19 protein-coding genes are annotated in these 17,628 nt (G+C 46.4%); 15 read left to right on the forward strand and 4 right to left on the reverse strand.

Annotation, left to right across the window (positions count from 1 at the left end):
- Positions 1 to 16 precede the first annotated feature (16 nt).
- Positions 17 to 577, reverse strand: a complete 561-nt coding sequence (locus tag ACESLK_RS05825; RefSeq protein WP_372663432.1) for a GbsR/MarR family transcriptional regulator — start codon at positions 575 to 577, stop codon at positions 17 to 19.
- Between the two features lie 266 nt (positions 578 to 843).
- Between ACESLK_RS05825 and ACESLK_RS05830 the strand changes: the two genes are divergently transcribed.
- From ACESLK_RS05830 to ACESLK_RS05875, 10 genes are all read left to right on the forward strand, one after another.
- Positions 844 to 2,052 (forward strand): quaternary amine ABC transporter ATP-binding protein, encoded by a 1,209-nt coding sequence (locus ACESLK_RS05830; protein WP_372663434.1) that lies wholly within the window; start codon positions 844 to 846, stop codon positions 2,050 to 2,052.
- Positions 2,039 to 2,875 (forward strand): ABC transporter permease, encoded by an 837-nt coding sequence (locus ACESLK_RS05835; RefSeq protein ID WP_372663691.1) that lies wholly within the window; start codon positions 2,039 to 2,041, stop codon positions 2,873 to 2,875. Before ACESLK_RS05830 ends, ACESLK_RS05835 begins: the two co-directional genes overlap by 14 nt.
- Positions 2,876 to 2,884: 9 nt before the next feature.
- Positions 2,885 to 3,763, forward strand: coding sequence for a glycine betaine ABC transporter substrate-binding protein (locus ACESLK_RS05840; RefSeq protein WP_372663436.1), 879 nt, complete (start codon positions 2,885 to 2,887; stop codon positions 3,761 to 3,763).
- A gap of 209 nt (positions 3,764 to 3,972) precedes the next feature.
- Positions 3,973 to 4,887 (forward strand): ABC transporter permease, encoded by a 915-nt coding sequence (locus ACESLK_RS05845; protein WP_372663438.1) that lies wholly within the window; start codon positions 3,973 to 3,975, stop codon positions 4,885 to 4,887.
- 34 nt (positions 4,888 to 4,921) lie between these two features.
- Entirely contained in the window at positions 4,922 to 5,818 is an 897-nt protein-coding gene (locus ACESLK_RS05850) for a carbohydrate ABC transporter permease (protein ID WP_372663440.1), read from the forward strand.
- Positions 5,819 to 5,892: 74 nt separating this feature from the next.
- Positions 5,893 to 7,581, forward strand: coding sequence for an extracellular solute-binding protein (locus tag ACESLK_RS05855; RefSeq protein WP_372663442.1), 1,689 nt, complete (start codon positions 5,893 to 5,895; stop codon positions 7,579 to 7,581).
- A gap of 100 nt (positions 7,582 to 7,681) precedes the next feature.
- Positions 7,682 to 8,938 carry a response regulator gene (locus ACESLK_RS05860; RefSeq protein ID WP_372663444.1) on the forward strand — a complete coding sequence of 419 codons (1,257 nt, stop codon included), beginning with the start codon at positions 7,682 to 7,684 and terminating at the stop codon, positions 8,936 to 8,938.
- Positions 8,939 to 8,970: 32 nt separating this feature from the next.
- A complete protein-coding gene (locus ACESLK_RS05865; RefSeq protein WP_372663446.1) occupies positions 8,971 to 10,758 on the forward strand; it encodes a sensor histidine kinase in 1,788 nt (595 codons plus the stop codon).
- The gene (locus tag ACESLK_RS05870) at positions 10,751 to 10,882 is read left to right on the forward strand and encodes a hypothetical protein (protein ID WP_372663448.1); all 132 of its coding nucleotides are present in this window, start codon (positions 10,751 to 10,753) and stop codon (positions 10,880 to 10,882) included. Before ACESLK_RS05865 ends, ACESLK_RS05870 begins: the two co-directional genes overlap by 8 nt.
- Positions 10,883 to 10,899: 17 nt before the next feature.
- Positions 10,900 to 11,565 carry a CAP domain-containing protein gene (locus tag ACESLK_RS05875; protein WP_372663450.1) on the forward strand — a complete coding sequence of 222 codons (666 nt, stop codon included), beginning with the start codon at positions 10,900 to 10,902 and terminating at the stop codon, positions 11,563 to 11,565.
- Positions 11,566 to 11,622: 57 nt separating this feature from the next.
- Here ACESLK_RS05875 and ACESLK_RS05880 read toward each other — a convergent pair whose 3' ends face one another.
- The 3 genes from ACESLK_RS05880 to ACESLK_RS05890 form a co-directional block, all read right to left on the reverse strand.
- A complete protein-coding gene (locus ACESLK_RS05880; protein WP_372663693.1) occupies positions 11,623 to 13,863 on the reverse strand; it encodes a GDYXXLXY domain-containing protein in 2,241 nt (746 codons plus the stop codon).
- Between the two features lie 118 nt (positions 13,864 to 13,981).
- Positions 13,982 to 14,140: a hypothetical protein gene (locus ACESLK_RS05885; protein WP_372663452.1), complete on the reverse strand. Its 159-nt coding sequence runs from the start codon at positions 14,138 to 14,140 to the stop codon at positions 13,982 to 13,984.
- A 116-nt stretch (positions 14,141 to 14,256) separates the two neighbouring features.
- On the reverse strand, positions 14,257 to 15,222 hold the full coding sequence (locus ACESLK_RS05890; protein WP_372663454.1) for an RNA methyltransferase: 966 nt from the start codon (positions 15,220 to 15,222) through the stop codon (positions 14,257 to 14,259).
- A gap of 261 nt (positions 15,223 to 15,483) precedes the next feature.
- Between ACESLK_RS05890 and ACESLK_RS05895 the strand changes: the two genes are divergently transcribed.
- From ACESLK_RS05895 to ACESLK_RS05915, 5 genes are all read left to right on the forward strand, one after another.
- The gene (locus tag ACESLK_RS05895) at positions 15,484 to 16,128 is read left to right on the forward strand and encodes a hypothetical protein (RefSeq protein WP_372663455.1); all 645 of its coding nucleotides are present in this window, start codon (positions 15,484 to 15,486) and stop codon (positions 16,126 to 16,128) included.
- Positions 16,125 to 16,655: an accessory gene regulator ArgB-like protein gene (locus ACESLK_RS05900; RefSeq protein WP_372663457.1), complete on the forward strand. Its 531-nt coding sequence runs from the start codon at positions 16,125 to 16,127 to the stop codon at positions 16,653 to 16,655. The genes ACESLK_RS05895 and ACESLK_RS05900 overlap by 4 nt, the downstream gene beginning before the upstream one ends.
- Positions 16,652 to 16,771, forward strand: coding sequence for a cyclic lactone autoinducer peptide (locus ACESLK_RS05905; protein ID WP_372663459.1), 120 nt, complete (start codon positions 16,652 to 16,654; stop codon positions 16,769 to 16,771). Before ACESLK_RS05900 ends, ACESLK_RS05905 begins: the two co-directional genes overlap by 4 nt.
- A 78-nt stretch (positions 16,772 to 16,849) precedes the next feature.
- Positions 16,850 to 17,227, forward strand: coding sequence for a LytTR family transcriptional regulator DNA-binding domain-containing protein (locus ACESLK_RS05910; RefSeq protein ID WP_372663461.1), 378 nt, complete (start codon positions 16,850 to 16,852; stop codon positions 17,225 to 17,227).
- Between the two features lie 191 nt (positions 17,228 to 17,418).
- The gene (locus ACESLK_RS05915) at positions 17,419 to 17,619 is read left to right on the forward strand and encodes a cold-shock protein (protein WP_372663463.1); all 201 of its coding nucleotides are present in this window, start codon (positions 17,419 to 17,421) and stop codon (positions 17,617 to 17,619) included.
- The last annotated feature ends 9 nt before the right edge of the window (positions 17,620 to 17,628 follow it).

A 17,628-nucleotide genomic window follows, 5' to 3' on the forward strand; every position in this document is an offset into this window, starting at 1 on the left:
CGATCACGGCCTTGTTTCATTTTTCGTCCTTCGGGATCCATTCGAAGATATCCCCCGATTCCAACGAGTCGATAAACCTCCCTAACCATCTATAGTAATGGAGAGCATGCGTCATCTTGGTGATATCAAGATCCGTTTGGGCCACAAGCTTCTCATTGTCCATGTTCTCAACGCGCAGCTTGCGAATTTCCGTTAAGGATTTATTTAAGGAGTTTACGTTCATCTCCATAGATTTGCGCCACTTAATAGAGAAGTAATCAACGAAATTCTGATGCCAATCCGCTTCTACCTCATAAAGATCCTTCCGCGAACCTTTTCCCCATGTCTTGCCTATCATTTTCAGATCCATTAATGTCCGCATGCCTGTGCTTATGCTTGTCTTGCTCATGCCCATCTCTTCACCCATGTCGTCCAAGGTTACCGGGCCCTCGCGAAAGTACATATTCCCGTACAGATGACCAATAGACAAGGTAACTCCATATAAATCCATGTTATTACCTATGGAATCCACGACGCGCCGACGAGATTTCTCGATCACTTTGATTTGCTCTTCATTCAGTCCGTCGAATGATGTCATGCCTAACACTCCCTATCCTGAAACCCGTCTCTATAAGGACCGAATATCTATACCACCTATTGTAGAAAATAGTCCTAAATAAGTAAAGAATGATACTGAACAGCATTTGTAAGGAAACACGAGCATACAGTAATAAAAGTTTGTAAAGTTAAAACTGTACGCACTATACGAACTTATATCCATTTTGACCCAAGACTTTAATGCGTCTAGACTGTGTAGGTGGCTAATATGAGAAAGATGAGAAGGATCTGGAAGGGGGTAATGGGGTGGCAATCATTGAGGTCCAATCGTTAAGCAAGGTGTTCGGCAATGACCCGAGGCGGGCATTTCCCTTGCTAGACCAGGGTTGGTCGAAGGAAAGAATCGCTAAGGAAACCAAGCTAACGGTAGGGGTAAATCGGGTTAGCTTCTCAATAGAACCCGGCGAGATCTTCGTCATCATGGGATTATCGGGCAGTGGGAAATCCACGTTGGTCAGATTGTTGAATCGGCTAATCGAGCCCACATCTGGGAAAGTGCTGATTAATGGCAAGGACATTGTCCAATTAAGTCCTGAGGATCTGCGGCAGGTGAGACGCAAGAAGATCAGCATGATCTTCCAGAAGTTCGCTTTGTTTCCTCATCGCTCTGTTTTGGAAAACGTGGAGTATGGTCTTGAGATCCAGGGGGTCGACAAAGAGAAACGAAGAGCCAAAGCCAAACAAACGCTGGAGCTAGTTGGATTAGCGGGTTTGGAGGATAGCCGGCCGGACGAGTTGAGCGGGGGGATGCAGCAACGGGTAGGGCTTGCACGCGGACTCGCTAACGATCCGGACATTCTTCTAATGGACGAGGCCTTCAGCGCATTGGATCCTCTTATCCGCAAGGATATGCAGGATGAATTGCTTGAACTGCAGGCTACGATGAAGAAGACGATCATCTTTATTACCCATGATCTAGACGAGGCTTTGCGAATCGGTGATCGAATCGCTCTTATGAAGGATGGAGCCGTTGTTCAGATAGGCAGCCCGGAGGAGATTCTGACCAATCCCGCGAATGCCTACGTCGAACGATTTGTCGAGGATGTTGATTTATCTAAGGTGCTCACCGCTTCCAATGTGATGATACGCGCAGAAACAATAGCGATAGATCGCGGACCGAGGGTAGCCTTGCAGTTGATGCGGGATCGCGGAATTTCTAATCTCTACGTCGTAGATAAGCTACGTCAGCTTATTGGAGTTGTTACGGCGGAGGATTCTGCGGGCGCTATTAAGTCAGGAAAAACCTTGGAGGATATCATTATCCGCGAAACGCCGACCGTTTCTCCTGATGTTCATCTAGCCCTGCTATTCGATGTCGTGAGCAGCGCAAAAATTCCAGTTGCCGTCATCGATGAACGCCAGCGCTTGCTAGGGATCATCATCCGAGGCGCTGTTCTCGCCGCCTTAAGCGGGAATTCCGGAGCAGAAGCAGGTGAAATTGATGAACGTGCCTAAGATTCCTATCGGAAGTTGGATAGAATCGCTTGAAGCATGGCTGGAGATGAATGCTGGACCGTTGTTTGACGGTATTAAGCTGCTAATTGGAGCCACGGTGAACGGTTTGGCTGAGGCATTCAATTTTTTCCCGCCGATGCTTATGATCGCAATATTTACCATTATCGCTTTCTTGGTTGGCAGAGTAAGAATCGCGGCATTCACGCTGCTTGGTCTTCTTCTCGTTCACAACCTGGGTTATTGGGCAAATACGATGGAAACACTCGCGTTAGTGCTAACCGCTTCGTTTATTTCTATCGTGTTCGGTGTTCCTCTAGGCATTCTGTGCGCAAGAAGCAGCAAAATTCAGAAGGTGGTTACGCCCGTACTGGATTTCATGCAGACGATGCCAGCCTTCGTTTATTTGTTGCCGGCGGTTGCCTTCTTCTCCCTTGGGGTTGTGCCTGGCGTAATCGCATCCGTTATTTTCGCAATTCCGCCTACCATTCGTTTAACCAACCTCGGGATCCGTCAGGTTCCAGGTGATTTGGTTGAGGCTGCGGATGCCTTCGGCTCGACACCGATGCAGAAGCTATTCAAGCTTCAGCTGCCAATCGCAGCACCGACAATTATGGCTGGGGTTAACCAGACCATTATGCTGTCCCTTTCTATGGTGGTAATCGCATCGATGATCGGTGCACAAGGTGTAGGCGCAGATGTATATAGAGCGGTAACCCAAGCTAAGACAGGTGTTGGCTTTGAAGCAGGCTTAGCCGTTGTTGTACTGGCTATTATTCTTGACCGAATGACACAAAATCTTATAAAGAAGAAACAGAAGGGATGATTTAAACCTATGAAGAAGAAATTATATTTCATTTTGGCGGCTGTTATGATGGTTACTGTTGTTCTCGCAGGATGTGCGAATAAGGAGGACGAGAGCAAGGGGGAAAAAGCCAAGGAAATTACACTGGCATATGTGGCTTGGGATTCTGAAATCGCCAGTACGAACGTAGTGAAGGAAGTATTGGAAAGCAAGCTGAACTATAAGGTTGAAATGCTGCAGGTAGACGCTGGGCCGATGTATGTCGGAATCGCTGACGGCAGCGCGGATGCGATGGTTGCGGCTTGGCTGCCTAGTACGCATGGCGAGAACTATTATGAGCCGAATAAAGATAAGTTTGAAGATCTTGGACCGAATTTGGATGGAACCAAGGTGGGACTAGTCGTCCCTACCTATATGGATTTTAATTCCATCGAGGACTTGAAAGCTGAAGTGGGCGACTTGGTTAACAATACGATTACGGGAATCGAACCGGGCGCGGGGATCATGACATCAACGAGCAAGGCGATTGAGGAATATGGCTTGAAGGATTGGAAGCTGCTCGAGAGCTCATCCGCCGCAATGGCTAAAGTGCTTCAAGATGCGTATGCCAAGAAAGAGCCGGTTATTGTTACAGGCTGGACTCCGCACTGGATGTTCGCCGAGATGGATCTGAAATACCTGGAGGATCCTAAGAATGTGTTTGGCGGAAATGAGCAGATTCACACGCTTGTTCGTCTGGGATTGAAAGAGGATCAGCCTGCTGCTCATAAATTCCTAGATCAATTCGAATGGACAGCTGCGGATATGGAAGCTGTTATGGTTGATATTTTCGGGGGAATGAGCGAAGTGGACGCGGCTAAGAAATGGGTAGCGGCGAATGAAGATAAAGTAAATAAGTGGATTGCGTGACGTGTAAATCTTTGTGCCTATTTTAATTCCCTAACTTTAATTCCCTAACTCTGATGAGTTAGGGTTTTTTGGTGTGCTTGGCAAAATATATTTTCGGACTTGTTAAACTCATTTGAAAAGTATCATTTTTAGTTGCAAAAGCAAATTTTAATAGCGCTTTAACTTCTTTATGCTAAAAGCATGAAACGAATTGCAGCGGGAGGAAATATATGGCGGACAACACATTTATCCGGTTCCTGAAGCAGTGGGATATTCAACTAATGGTGCTGCCGGGTTTGGCGTTAATTTTTGTCTTCAGTTACATTCCGATGTATGGCGTACTGACGGCTTTCAAGGATTTCAATATCATCCGGGGATTTATGGACAGTCCTTGGGTAGGGTTTAAGCATTTCGAGATGTTTTATAACTCGCCGGATATCAAAGAAGTGTTGCGCAATACGATTGTCATCAGTCTTCTTAAATTCGGTATTGGCTTCCCGGCTCCGATCATTCTCGCTCTTATGCTCAATGAAGTCAGGCATATGTTTTTCAAGCGATTGGTTCAGACCGTCAGCTACTTACCGCATTTTCTCTCCTGGGTAATCGTTGCGGGCATGGTAATGTCCATGTTGTCCACCGACAACGGCAGCGTGAATATGCTGCTCGAGAAAATGAACCTGATCGACGAGCCGATCAATTTCTTATCGTTGCCCGAGTATTTCTGGTCCATTCTGATTTCTACCGGAGTATGGAAGGAAATCGGCTTTGCCTCCATTGTTTATTTGGCCGCGATTGCGGGCGTCGATCCCCATCTGTATGAGGCGGCAGAGATGGATGGGGCGAGCAAGCTTAAGCAAATATACCTCATTACGCTTCCGTCGATTATGCCGGTCATCGCCATCTTCATGATTCTGGCCATTGGTAATTTGCTGAACGCAGGCTTCGAGGATATTTTATTGCTGGCCTCAAATCCGATTCTGAGGGATGTATCGGATGTTATCGATACGTATGTATACCGCGTCGGCATACAGAATTCGCGCTTTTCCTATGCGACGGCTATCGGCTTATTCAAAGCTCTTATCAGCGTAGGGATGCTGGTGCTAGCAAACTGGTTTGCCCGCAGATCCGGCAACAGCCTGTGGTAATTCTATCGATCTAACGGAAGGTGCGGGTGAATGCATGCGAAGACTTAGTTATGGCGACCGAACCATGATGATAATGATTTACATCCTGCTCAGCTTGTTGGCGTTTACGACCTTTTATCCATTTTGGAACGCTCTAGTGATCTCCTTCAACACGGGGAGGGATACCTCCTTGGGAGGTGTTACGTTCTGGCCGCGGGATTGGACTTGGGAGAACTATAACATCGTATTCGGCGACTCCCGATTAATAGGCGGCTTCTACATCTCCGTGATGCGAACGGTCGTCGGGACGGCTTCCTCCATACTGGCAACGGCGATTTTCGCTTATGGCATGACGAAGAAGGAGTTAATCGGGCGCAAGATCTACATGGTCGTTTGTATCATTACGTTATATTTCAGCGGGGGTCTGATCCCTACCTATCTGCTTATTCGCGAGCTGGGTCTGATGAATTCCTTCTGGGTGTTTATTATTCCCTCCCTGATCAGCGTATGGAACATGATCATCTTCCGGACCTTCTTCAACGGGTTGCCCGATGGCCTGCAGGAATCGGCGAAGATCGACGGCTGCGGGAACTGGGGTACGTTCTTTCGCATCGTCTTCCCTCTTTCGGGCCCGGTTATCGCGACACTGGCTCTTTTTACGGCGGTGTACCACTGGAATGAATGGTTTCTGCCCAGTATTTATATTACAAGGGATAATTTGATTCCGATCCAGACCCTGCTAAGACAGATACTCAATTCCAATATCGTTACGGAGCATATCTCTTCTCTGGATACCGCAGCACAGGGACAGCTCGGCAGAATGCAGACGGTAACAAGTAAGTCGCTCTCAATGGCAACCATGATGGTAGCGACTCTTCCTATTATTCTCGTATATCCATTTCTGCAGAAATACTTCGTCAAGGGCGTGCTCGTCGGTTCCTTGAAGGAGTAATCGGATTTTATCCCGAGTTTAGAGCATTTTGCTTTAAACATAAATTATACTGAGATGAAAGGGGCAGTAAAAGAATGAGGAGCACGAAGAAGGCTTTATTCGTATGTATTGCAGTTCTGCTCGTCATGACGGCTGTACTTGCCGCATGTTCAGGCAATAATTCAAGCAACAGCAACCCGGAGGCTAGCAGCACTCCTAGTAGCACACCAAGCAGCACGGCCTCCAGCAGTCCCTCAACCGCTGAAGGCAAGTTTGAAATCGGTGCTAATCCGCTGGAGCTCAGCTTCTATGGGCATTATGATTGGTACACGATGCCTCCTTGGGGAGAAGATATCTCTTCCAAGTGGATTAAGGAAACAAAGAAGGTAACGGTCAACGCTATCCATTCCGGCGGGAATGCGAAGCAGAAGCTGAATACGATGCTCGCATCCAAGGAGCTTCCGGACGTGATCTGGTTGGATCGTGGTCCTGACGTTGAGATGCTTCGTCAAGCGGACATGCTTGTGCCGTTCGACGATTATCTTGACAAATACCCGAACCTGAAGAAATGGCTCGGCGAGGAAGGCATTAATATGCTGCGCTCCGAAGACGGCAAAATCTATCAGTTCCCAAACTGGTATACAAGCCAACCGAACGGTAACGCAGGTTATGTAGTCAATAAGAAGATCTATGAAGAGCTGGGTTCTCCGAAATTGGAGACAACAGATGATCTGTACAATTACTTGAAGCTGGTTAAAGAGAAATATACGGATGTCATACCGTTCGAGCCGCATCTGGCGATTGACGGTCAAGGGCTGGACATCTTGTACACTGCTTTCGGAGAGAATGCGCTAAACCGTTGGATAGGCATTCGCGCTGTTCCGCAAGGAGACAAGCTAACTTCCATATTCAAGGATCCTATCTTCCGCGAATCGATGCAATTCTCAGCCAAGCTGTTCCGCGAGAAGCTGATGTCGCAGGATGCACTTACACAGACCGTGGATCAAGTGAAAGAGAAAGTGAACAATGGCAAGGTAGCCGTATTCGCAAGCGCAAGTCCTACTGAAATTGCGATGGAAGCTCATGCGATTCTGTCTAAGCAAGATCCGAAAGCCGGTTATTTCATGATCTGGCCAATCGCCAAGCCGGGACTAGATAAGAATAAGATTTTTCCCGGAACGTACACCCAATTGGGCTGGAACGTCAGCGTGATTACGAAATCGGCGAAGGACCCTGAAGCGGTCTTCGCATTCCTAGACTGGTATACTGGGCCGGAAGGCCAGAGTACTCTCATGTGGGGACCTCAAGGGACATATTGGGACGGTCTCGAGGCCGATGGCATTACACCGATATTCACAGATAAATATACGTCCGATGCCGAAGGACTTGGCAAGCTGCAGTCGGTCACGTCTAATCTTCACTGGAATGGAAACACGGTGTTTATCGATACGACAAAAGCAAAATTCGAAAGCACTCTCCCCGAAGAGCAGAGGAACTGGTCAACCCGTTGGCAATATGAAATTACATGGAAAACTCAAGCAAACGCAACCGACTACATCAATATTGAACCGGCTCCGGATAGCGAGGAAGGTATTGCGATGACGGCTGTTGAAGATATTTTCGACGAATGGAGAGCCAAAGTGCTGTTCTCGAAGAGCGACGAAGAAGTTCTCTCGATTCTCGACCAAGCGGATAAGGATGCTATGTCCGTCGGCTATGAGAAGGTGCTTGCGTTTAAAACGCAGAAATGGCAGGAAAACGTTCAGAAAATGAAAGGCCAATAATCGTCGCAACAGACGATCGGACTGGAGGGTATACTTAACCGTATACCCTCCTTTGTCACACTATCAGAAAGTATTACTTGACTTGCAAGGAGTGGATAACGTGTATAAAGTGCTGCTTGCGGATGATGAAATACTTGATCTGGAAGGGATGCGCATCTTCGTTCCTTGGAAAGAGCTGGGGCTTGAAGTAGTGGGTGCGGTGAATAACGGCTTTGCCGCGTACGAAGTTATCAATAAAGAGCAAATAGACATTCTCGTGACCGATGTTCGAATGCCTAATATGTCAGGTTTAGAGCTTGCATCAAAGGCGATCGAGAAGCAGAGGGATCTCAGAATCATTTTCGTCAGCGGTCACCAGGATTTTAATTACCTCAAGCAAGCGATGAAGCTGAACGCGCACGGCTACGTGCTGAAACCGATGGATGATAAGGAGCTAATCGAATCTTTGACCAAAGTCCGTCAGGATTTAGACCTCAGGAAGAAGCGAAGGGAAACGGAAGAAACCTATAAACAGATGGTCCCTATTGTGAAGAACGAGTACCTGCTGCAATTGCTGTTGGAGGTTCCCAATGAACGTTCTGCATCGGGGTTATTAGATAAAGAATTTCGTATGGATAGCCTTTCATGGCCTATTCGAGTCGCGGTATTGGAAATTGACGACTATTCATGGAATCTAAATCCCTATGCGGATGGGGAAAGAAGGGTATTGCTGGACCAGTTCTACGGTCTCCTTTCATCGCTCTTAGGCGAATGCGGGGTCGAGCATGTATGTAAAATTTCTAAGCAACGAACTGCTCTTTTGTTAGGCGAGAGTGCAGGGCTTGAAGCGATAAGGCGGCTCCCTGAACGGATAAGAGAACAATTCCCGTTCACGGTTACGATTGGATTAGGCTTAAGTTGTGCCGGTTTGACTGAATTGAATATCTCTTATGGTAAAGCTGTACAAGCATTAGATTATAAGATGTTCCATGGCAAAGGAAAGTTGATCACTTACGATGAAGATGAGACCGAGATGCTTCACCAGAAGAAACACACCAAGAACGGAAAGCTTGTCAAGGATATTATGGAAAGTGTCCGTGACCGGTTACATGAGAATATTTCATTGCGAGACGTGGCGAGTCGATTTTCATTTTCCCCCAACTATCTGGGCCATTTATTCAGGGGAGAGACCGGTCAGAATTTCAGTGATTATATTATCGCACTCCGAATGGAAAAAGCGCAGGAGATGCTGCGGAATTCGAATCTCAAAATATATGAAGTCGCGAACCAAGTCGGGTATCGCTATTTGCCGTATTTCAGCAGACACTTCAAGGAAATAACCGGGATGGCTCCCTTAGAATATCGCAGGAAGCATTAACAAAACGTATTAACAGAGGGCAGGGACACGTCATGGATTCCATACCGGCTCGGAAATATATGCCTTTCGGATATAAGTTAATGCTTTCCTATTCTGTGTTGATTATCATTCCCGTGTTATTGGTGGGATACATAGCCAACTCTATCTTCGTCAACTCGATTCGTGAACAAACTCGAAGCAATATACAAGGCACTCTGCAGCTGATGATGGACAACATCGCATACAAGATGGAAGACACCCAACGTATTTCCGATATGCTCTACTTTGACGATACGCTGTCCAGCCACCTTCGGCATTATGAAGCGGGGTGGGTGTCCTACGAGGCTACGACAAAGTATTTATTGCCCAAATTCCGTACCGTGCTCGATGCCACCAATCGCAGATTGTGGCTTTCTTTCTATCTTCATAACGAAACGCTTCCGGAAATCTATAGCAATTATAACCAGGCAGATCCCTTGATGGTGAAAAACCGGCTTTTCGACTTATACCACATTAAGCGTATCGTAGATAAGGATTGGTACAGGCAATATCCCGCAGAGGTATACGGAAAGACTTTGCAATGGAAGAGAATCGAGGATGACGAAACGCATGGTCGAATATCTCTGCTGAGAAGAGTTGTGGATATTAGCCTTGTTCAAACGAGGGAGATTGGGTTTGTTAGAATCAGCGTGCGTCACTCCGATCTGTTCGAGAGCGTAAACTTCCAGAAAATCGGAGAAGGAACAACCATCTTCATTTCGGATGAGCATGGGATCATTGTCGCATCATCTGGTTCGCCCCCGTTGCAAGTTGGGGAGCTGTGGAAAGAGGCGGATGTAAAAGAACAACTGGTGATCCGTCAAGCCTTGCCCGGGCTGGGCTGGGATATTACTGCCCTCGTACCCGCCAATCTGACGGAAAAGGATACGGAAAAAGTTCGCCTTCTAACGCTGCTGATCTGTTTAGGTTGCTTTGCTGTCTTCTCAGTTGCAGGAGTCTTTATTTCCCGATTTTTCTCAAAGCGAGTCACGAAGATAGTATCGGTATTGGATTCATTCCGGGAGGGCGAGTTTCACAAACGAATTCTGTTCAAGGGGAACGACGAGTTTACGAGAATTTCCTCCGCGCTGAATGAAATGGGACATAATATCGGCAGTCTGATCCGGGAAGTGTACATAACTAATCTGCAGAAGAAAGAAGCCGAATTAGAATCGCTGCAAGCACAGATCAATCCGCATTTTCTCTATAACACTCTTTCCTCTATTAGCAGGCTGGCCAAATTCGGGGAAGTGGACAAGCTTCACCAAATGGTATTGGATTTGGCGAAGTTCTATCGCTTGACGCTCAATGACGGTAAGAATAACATATCCATCTACCATGAGCTGGAGCAGGTAAAAGCTTATATCGATATCCAAGAAACCAAATACTCTGAGCGGATGCAGGTCTATTACGACATTCAGACTGAAATATTCGCTTATGATACGTTAAAGCTTATCCTTCAACCTTTTCTTGAGAATATATTGGAGCATGCTTGGTGCGGGGATAGCATTAATATTCGGATTATAGGTACCCTTGAGGGCGCATCCATAGTGTTTCATATCATAGATGACGGCATCGGCTTTCAACCCGCAACAATTAAGCAAATTTTTGGGAATGGTGACAATTACCGTGTCGGGTATGGCATTCGGAACGTCGATCAGCGCATTAAGCTGCATTACGGGAAGGAGTACGGGGTAACGATCGCAAGTAAACCGGGAATCGGATCCACGATCCGTATCGTAATTCCCGCTAGCAGGTTAAAGGGAGATGCGGAAGGTGCGAGGGGACAATTGGATGAATAAGTTGATTGCGATTTCGATTCCACCCCCGGATACCCGGAAAAAAGATGCTCAGTTTCTCCCTGATTGTCAGCTGGTATTCCATCTGGTTTTTTTTCGCGCGAACGGGGAAATTAAGATGGATTGATGAAAAGGAGGAAAATGATGATCCGATTAATGGTGGTACTAGGTTTGGCATTGATTATGGGCTGCGCTCAGCAGAACCCGTCGCCCCACATGAGAACGCAGTCGCTTTTTAGGATAAGCGCAGTTGATACGAGCCTTCCCGTCAATAAGCACACCGTTCAGCCAAACGATACACTGTGGAAGATTTCGCAGCAATATCATGTGAACATAGAAGAACTGCTTAAGCTGAATCCCAATCTGGCAGGAGATGCACCGTTTTCCCCCGATCATCCGATTACCATTCCAGCCAACGAGAGTATGGCGGGGTACGAGCAGCAGGTTCTTCAGTTAACGAATCAGAAGAGACAGGAAGCAGGTCTATCTCCCTGCGCGGGGAACGATTCAAACCTTAATCGATCTGCCAGAGCCAAATCCCAGGACATGGCTAGCAACAACTACTTCTCCCATGAATCCCCTACGTATGGCGATCCTTTTGCCATGATGCGGAACTTCGGAGTCCAATATCAGTCCGCGGGAGAGAATATAGCGATGGGTCAGCCCACACCTCAAGAGGTCGTGACGGCATGGATGAATTCTCCCGGGCATCGTAAGAATATTATGAACGGGTCATTTACTCATCTTGGAGTTGGTTATGTTCTGCAGAACGGACGAGCTTATTGGACGCAGCAATTTATCGGGAAATAATGAACAGGAGCTGCTGTCCCATTTGGAAATAACTGATGGATTAGCAGCTCCTGTTCTCTATTGCTTCGTCAGCTTTTCCAGCACGGCATCTCCATCCGCACTCACCCGAACATAGGCGAAGCGGGCATTTCGTTCTACTTCCAGTCCGGTTCCTTCTGGTACGAAAAAGGTTTCGATTCCATAATAGATGAGCCTCCACCCGCTGGTTTTCCCATTTACAACAATCTCGTTATCGCCGATCGTCTCTCCGCTTCTGTATAAGCGATTAAAGACATGCACGCCTCTCTCATCGGAAGATAAAATCACTTTTATTTTGCTCAGGCTGCGATAGGAATCCAACTCCTCTTCGAAGGCTTCCGGAACCGTTGAAATGCTGTAATTCAGGGTTACATAATCCCCTTGAAGCATGGATCTTGGATCTATAGGCGTAATCTCCAGCTTTATTGAGGTACCTGTCATTAGAAGCCGTTCGCTCGAAGCCGTTTGATACGCCAGAAACCCGAGCTGCAATGTGATCACTAGGAGGATGAGGCTAGTTTTCTTATTCCAGATGTTACGATATTCTCCTGCGTGCGTATCCGTCGTAGTCGTTCGGCGAGCAAGCGCATAGGTGATGCTCAGTGTGATAAGCCCGAGCAGAGCAAGAGTCACGGATTTATGGAGGAGCGGCCATAACAGGTCATAATACTTGAAGGCTAAGAATACAAACCAGAAAATAGCGGCGATCGCAGCGTACCTAGCTTGATGGCGACGAAGAAAGGCAAACAATAAGCTGCTGACTAAGCCGAAGAAAATAAGGTTAAACAACGCATACGAATAGGGGAAGACATCGTCAAAAAACGTAAGCCAGAACAAGAAGATTAAGGTGAAGAGCAGACCGCTGTCTCTTATCTGGTCTCTTGTTGATCCTTGCGGGATCGCAAGGTGGGAGACGTACACAGCCGCATTCAACACACTGTGCAGCGCGACTATGAGGGCGAATTTATTTTCGACAGCAGGTAACGCCTGAAAGAGAAGGATACTGAGATTGATATTAAGCAATGCGTACGTGAAAGCTCGTTCTACGCTTGAATCGAGACGAATCCATCCGGCCACAGACAGGATGAGGAATAGCGCGGATAGGACGGGAAGGTCGATCCCAAGCAAGGAGATCATACCTACAATATAACCCACCATAAGAATGGTATAACGAACGGCTGCGTTTAATCGCGGCAAGAAAATCATCAGGATAATGAACAGGACGGACAGCCCAAACAAAGTATATTGCGGATTTACCGAGCCGGACGCTAGAAATACAACCCCGCACAAGGAAGCGCTGCCGATGATAACCCCGATTACCGTTACGATCGTGGACACGATTTTTCCGGCAATATCGCCAGCTTGTTCTTTTTGCGGCTGCCCGGAAGCAGTAAGCTCCTGTTCCTCAGATTGGACGGGACGGTCGCTCAGCTTCTTGAGGTAATTGAAGAACCGGACATTTGCAATAAGCATGAGGGCAACGAACAACAGGCCGTAGAAGAAGAAAGCGAATGAATAGTAATGGAAGGCTAATTCGATAAACTTAAACACAGCGAAGGCTGATAGAGCAAGCGCATTCAGGATTAAATAGGTTTTGTTGCGGCGAATATGGATGAAATAATAGAATCCGGTTCCGATCGCGAGCAGGCAGAGTATATTCGTCCACACGAAATAGGTTTCAAACTCGAAAGAGTTCGATAATCGCAGCAAAGAAATATGAAGGACGACGAAGTTAGCTAGCTTTAGAGGCGCCGAGGAAATTCTTAGCATTTCCGTTAGCGCGAGCAGAATGAGATTCAGCACTACAAAGATGCTTCCAATGAGCAGCAAGGTTTCTTCGTTGTGGGTCACGTACACGGACGAAGGAAAGAAGTAAAACCATAAGGCAAGGTGGATCAGGAAATAGGTTAACATGTAGAAGGGGTTATACCGGGTAATCCAAGCGAGCAGCAAGGCTGGAATGGACCAAACCAGAAATAAGCTATAGCTGTCCGCATGGGAATTGTAGATCTGGCCTAGCAAGGCAACGGCCGCTCCGAAGGAGATACAGCCTCCTGCTAAGAGTGAGGAGGATAGGAAGGCATGATGTCCGAGCATCCCTCTTAGCTTAGTCAAGGCAAAGGACACTCCGTAGAAAAGGAGAACTAAGCCCGCCGACAGGATGCTTTTCTCTATACGGTCCAGCCCGCCCCAGTTAGCCGCGAAGAAGTAAATAATAGCCGCCAGAATAAGGGATATGCCCAGCAGAAAGCCCGTCCGCACTGCACCGATTTGAAGCATGGAATTCACAATCCTCTCCATTCGTTCTAACATAAGTATAGTTTTCCGGCGGGATCCCTCCTAGTACTAACTTTTTGTGGTACCTCACAAAGAACGAAGAGCGATACATTAAATAAAATTATTCTTGCTCCAAAACGCCTGCTGTCTCTTGCGTTGCCATCTGCTTCTGCGCAGCGGCAACTGGGTTGCGTTCGTGATTAAATTGTTCGACTTCGCTGAAAGTTCGATCCCCTTCTTGCACCTCAGCCGCTTTCTTAACGTCATTTGACTTCAACATAAGCTTTTGCCTCCCGTCTTATTTTTCTTCCTGCTCCATATTTGATAAGATCAGGATAACCTCCCGCCTCAGCGTTTATGTAACTAATGTTATTGGTATAGCGGTGCTCTTGATAGTTACACGCATAGCATAATGTACCTGGAGAATGAACCCTTGTTCGCGACCCCGTAGTCTATGATCGTGAAACCAGCGTTAGTGATCATATCGTCAATGTCTTCAATAGAGATAATGACGACCCTGCTTGCGATTCGACGCGCATGCTGGAGCAGGGAAAGCTGCTCCTTCGGTGAAATCTTAGAGACGAGATTATAGGGCATATCTACGATGGCGACGTCATAATGCTCGGTGATATCGGCGATAGATCCCAATGTAACCTTCCCTTCAAGATCATAATAGGCTAGATTCTCCCTCGCGCCGCGAGCGACAAGAGGATTGATCTCGCGACCGACAATGTCGATCCCCATAGAGAGGGCTTCGACTAATACAGTTCCGATCCCGCAGCAAGGGTCAATTGCTGTTATTCCTTGCAGCGGGATCGGAACAGCAATATTAGCAACCGCTCTAGCTACTCGTGTAGGCAAGGCCATCGAGTAACCTCGCGGTTTCTTGACACGCTGCAGCCAGACCGTCCGGTTCTTGCGATATTCCCCGAAATACCAGCGACCAGCCAATGTAACGATGCCGAATACCCGGTCAGGCTTATGGACGTCGACGACTCCTTGAACGCCTGAACCGACCTCCTTCTCGATCTCCCGCTGTTCCTTGTATTGTATTTTCTCAATGGGTCTCCGATCATTGGTTTTAACTCCGATCACCTTGAAGGTATCCCCATTGAGCGTCACTTGGGATACCTGCTTCACAATGGCGTCCAGGTTATTCCCTTCGAACTGAATTTCAATTCGTTCTTTCACATATGGACTGCGGCTAGGATCGATGCAGACATTGCTCTTAAGGAGATTAAAGCCCGTTGATTCTAAATCCGTCCCGAAGAGGGTCCGCAGCTCTAATTGGCATAACGATCGCTCTTCAGGAATACTAGCGTACGTGTATATAAATTCTGGTCGTTGTTTATGAGTATCCAATGGAGTACCGCCTTTAAATGAATGTATATCCCAAACCATAGCTTTAAAGGCTCTGAAAAGCAAAGTCACCAATCCCAATAGCCAATCATTCAATTTTGAATAAAAGTCTGACAAAAGAAGGAATTTTTTGTCGATTGTCGAATTATAGGCATAAAGGCATCTATATAGGGGTAAAGGATATAAATAATTTACAAATTTCATCCATTTTTGGAAGCGTATACAAAACGATAAAACCAAGAAGGCAGAGATAGGAGAATAAGAATGGATGCATTATTGTTTCTGTTCATTTCGTCGCTTGAATGGCTGGCCTTGATTGTTCTGACCTTTGCCATGTTCAAGTTCGGCATTCGCGGTTATTGGGGACAGTTGGTTTTCACCTCGTTTCTACTGTCCTTGCTCTCTTATCTTATTTTTGTTGTATTTGAGTGGAATATGCTTGGTCCGCTCCTGCAACTGCCGGTCGTTTTCTTGTTCTTCTGGCAAATGTACAGAGTGCCGGTATTTTACGCAGGCTTAATGGTCGTCAATGGGTATCTCTGGTATGCTCTACTTCAGACCACTATCTTTTATGCATTTTATATCTCAGGTTTAACTCTGCTGCCCGATACTCCGCTATCATTTGTGGTTCAATCCCTTTCAGCCGGTTTTGCATTCTTGGCCGCCTGGCAACTGATAGTGAAAAATATCGGATTTACTTTTGTTCCCGATACCGAGCGGATTAGGGTCGAATGGAACGGACTCCATCGTCGCTTGCTTATCATGACTGTATTGGGTTATGCCGCCGTTTCTAGTTTTAAGCTATTGTACGTTTCGGGCAATATCGCCCTGATGATTCTTGCCTTGAGCACCGTCATATTCGGATTTCTCCAATATTTTGTGTTGCAAAAGGAGTATGTTCGCACATGATTGAATCGGTGGCAGAGAAGCTGGCGGTTAGAATTAAGCAAGCCAACGAAGAAGAGACGGCGAGTGTTGCCGTGATGAAGTTTGCGCTGATCTATGTCATCAACTTCGTCATCCCGTTATTTATCGCTTGCATGATTGGCTTGGCAACAGAGAGTTGGGCCGAAACCGTATTTTCGATCTGCGTCTATATTCCGCTTCGAATGATGTCTGGCGGTTATCATTTAACCGCCCCGGTTCCGTGTATGTTGCTGACAACGGCTGTGATGTCTGTTCCTCCACACATAGCCCTCTCAAATAATTGGACCCTGATTTTAACGGTGATTAGTCTAGTTATCTTTGCTCTTCTAGCACCTGTCAACATGAGAGGTTACAATACAATGCCGGAAAAGTATTATCCGCTGTTGAAAGCCGTAGCCGTTCTCATCATAGCAAGCAACTTTCTTATTCTATCCCCTACCGCATCCTTGGTATTTGCAATTCAAGGTAGTTCCCTATTTTTTCGGAACAAGGAGGTGAATAAACCATGAGCAGACTGTTGGCAAAGCTGGTTTCGTCCGTATTGAACAGAATCGCTGTTATGTTCGTTAAGACCGCATCACCGGTTAACTTCCGTCCAGAAATCCCACAAGAGCTGAAAAAGTAAGTCGCATCCAGGGGCTGTCAGAGAGAGAACGTTTCTATTCTGCCAGCTCTATCCTTTTATATTTGGAGTTGAGATAATGTGCGATACCCCGTGACTAAAGATCCCGACAACAAAACCGAGGTCATCGAGCTTGATTTGGATGAAGTTATATTTGTCGACTCGCAAGATCGGTTTATCGTATTTCACACGATAGAAGGGATCTATTACCCGGTATTGCCTAAATTATCGACTCTTGAAACTCAACTTGGGCATCTCGGCTTTCGCAGGCTGGACAGAACCAATCTGGTCAACACAAATAAAATCAAGCATTACGATCATGAGCGCTCGCTCGTTTTTTTTGACGATTCAATTACAAAAAACAGCAAATATGCCACAATTTCCGCCAGCGAGAAGAGCAAATTGTCGGATAAGCCGTTTGGGAATGCAGATAAAGCCCTAAAAGGGAGGGAATTATAACCCTGTTAGACAAGGGAGTTGCGTTATGCATTTTTCTGTGTTATGATGATGATCTTGTGATCAGATATGAACCTTGAAATTCACATATTGAAAAGGTTATCATTTGTTCAGTTCAATGATATCTTTCTCAATGTGTGATTTTTGTTTATATCAAGAAAAACATGTTAATAAAATTTTGGAGGTTATCGATTATGGAAACAGGTACAGTGAAATGGTTTAACGCAGACAAAGGATTTGGATTTATCGAAGTTGAAGGTGGAAATGACGTATTCGTACATTTCTCCGCTATTCAAGGCGACGGCTACAAATCCCTTGACGAAGGACAACGCGTTCAATTCAACGTGGTACAAGGCAACCGTGGACCACAAGCTGAGAACGTAGTTAAACTGTAAATCACAACA

It is taken from the genome of Cohnella sp., from assembly GCF_041640265.1.
Classification (GTDB): domain Bacteria; phylum Bacillota; class Bacilli; order Paenibacillales; family Paenibacillaceae; genus Cohnella.

Coding starts and splice junctions, on each gene's coding strand:
- ACESLK_RS05825 (WP_372663432.1), bottom strand. CDS start 577: ATGACATCATTCGACGGACTGAATGAAGAGCAAATCAAAGTGATCGAG.
- ACESLK_RS05835 (WP_372663691.1), top strand. CDS start 2,039: ATGAACGTGCCTAAGATTCCTATCGGAAGTTGGATAGAATCGCTTGAA.
- ACESLK_RS05840 (WP_372663436.1), top strand. CDS start 2,885: ATGAAGAAGAAATTATATTTCATTTTGGCGGCTGTTATGATGGTTACT.
- ACESLK_RS05845 (WP_372663438.1), top strand. CDS start 3,973: ATGGCGGACAACACATTTATCCGGTTCCTGAAGCAGTGGGATATTCAA.
- ACESLK_RS05850 (WP_372663440.1), top strand. CDS start 4,922: ATGCGAAGACTTAGTTATGGCGACCGAACCATGATGATAATGATTTAC.
- ACESLK_RS05855 (WP_372663442.1), top strand. CDS start 5,893: ATGAGGAGCACGAAGAAGGCTTTATTCGTATGTATTGCAGTTCTGCTC.
- ACESLK_RS05865 (WP_372663446.1), top strand. CDS start 8,971: ATGGATTCCATACCGGCTCGGAAATATATGCCTTTCGGATATAAGTTA.
- ACESLK_RS05870 (WP_372663448.1), top strand. CDS start 10,751: ATGAATAAGTTGATTGCGATTTCGATTCCACCCCCGGATACCCGGAAA.
- ACESLK_RS05875 (WP_372663450.1), top strand. CDS start 10,900: ATGATCCGATTAATGGTGGTACTAGGTTTGGCATTGATTATGGGCTGC.
- ACESLK_RS05880 (WP_372663693.1), bottom strand. CDS start 13,863: ATGCTTCAAATCGGTGCAGTGCGGACGGGCTTTCTGCTGGGCATATCC.
- ACESLK_RS05885 (WP_372663452.1), bottom strand. CDS start 14,140: ATGTTGAAGTCAAATGACGTTAAGAAAGCGGCTGAGGTGCAAGAAGGG.
- ACESLK_RS05895 (WP_372663455.1), top strand. CDS start 15,484: ATGGATGCATTATTGTTTCTGTTCATTTCGTCGCTTGAATGGCTGGCC.
- ACESLK_RS05900 (WP_372663457.1), top strand. CDS start 16,125: ATGATTGAATCGGTGGCAGAGAAGCTGGCGGTTAGAATTAAGCAAGCC.
- ACESLK_RS05905 (WP_372663459.1), top strand. CDS start 16,652: ATGAGCAGACTGTTGGCAAAGCTGGTTTCGTCCGTATTGAACAGAATC.
- ACESLK_RS05915 (WP_372663463.1), top strand. CDS start 17,419: ATGGAAACAGGTACAGTGAAATGGTTTAACGCAGACAAAGGATTTGGA.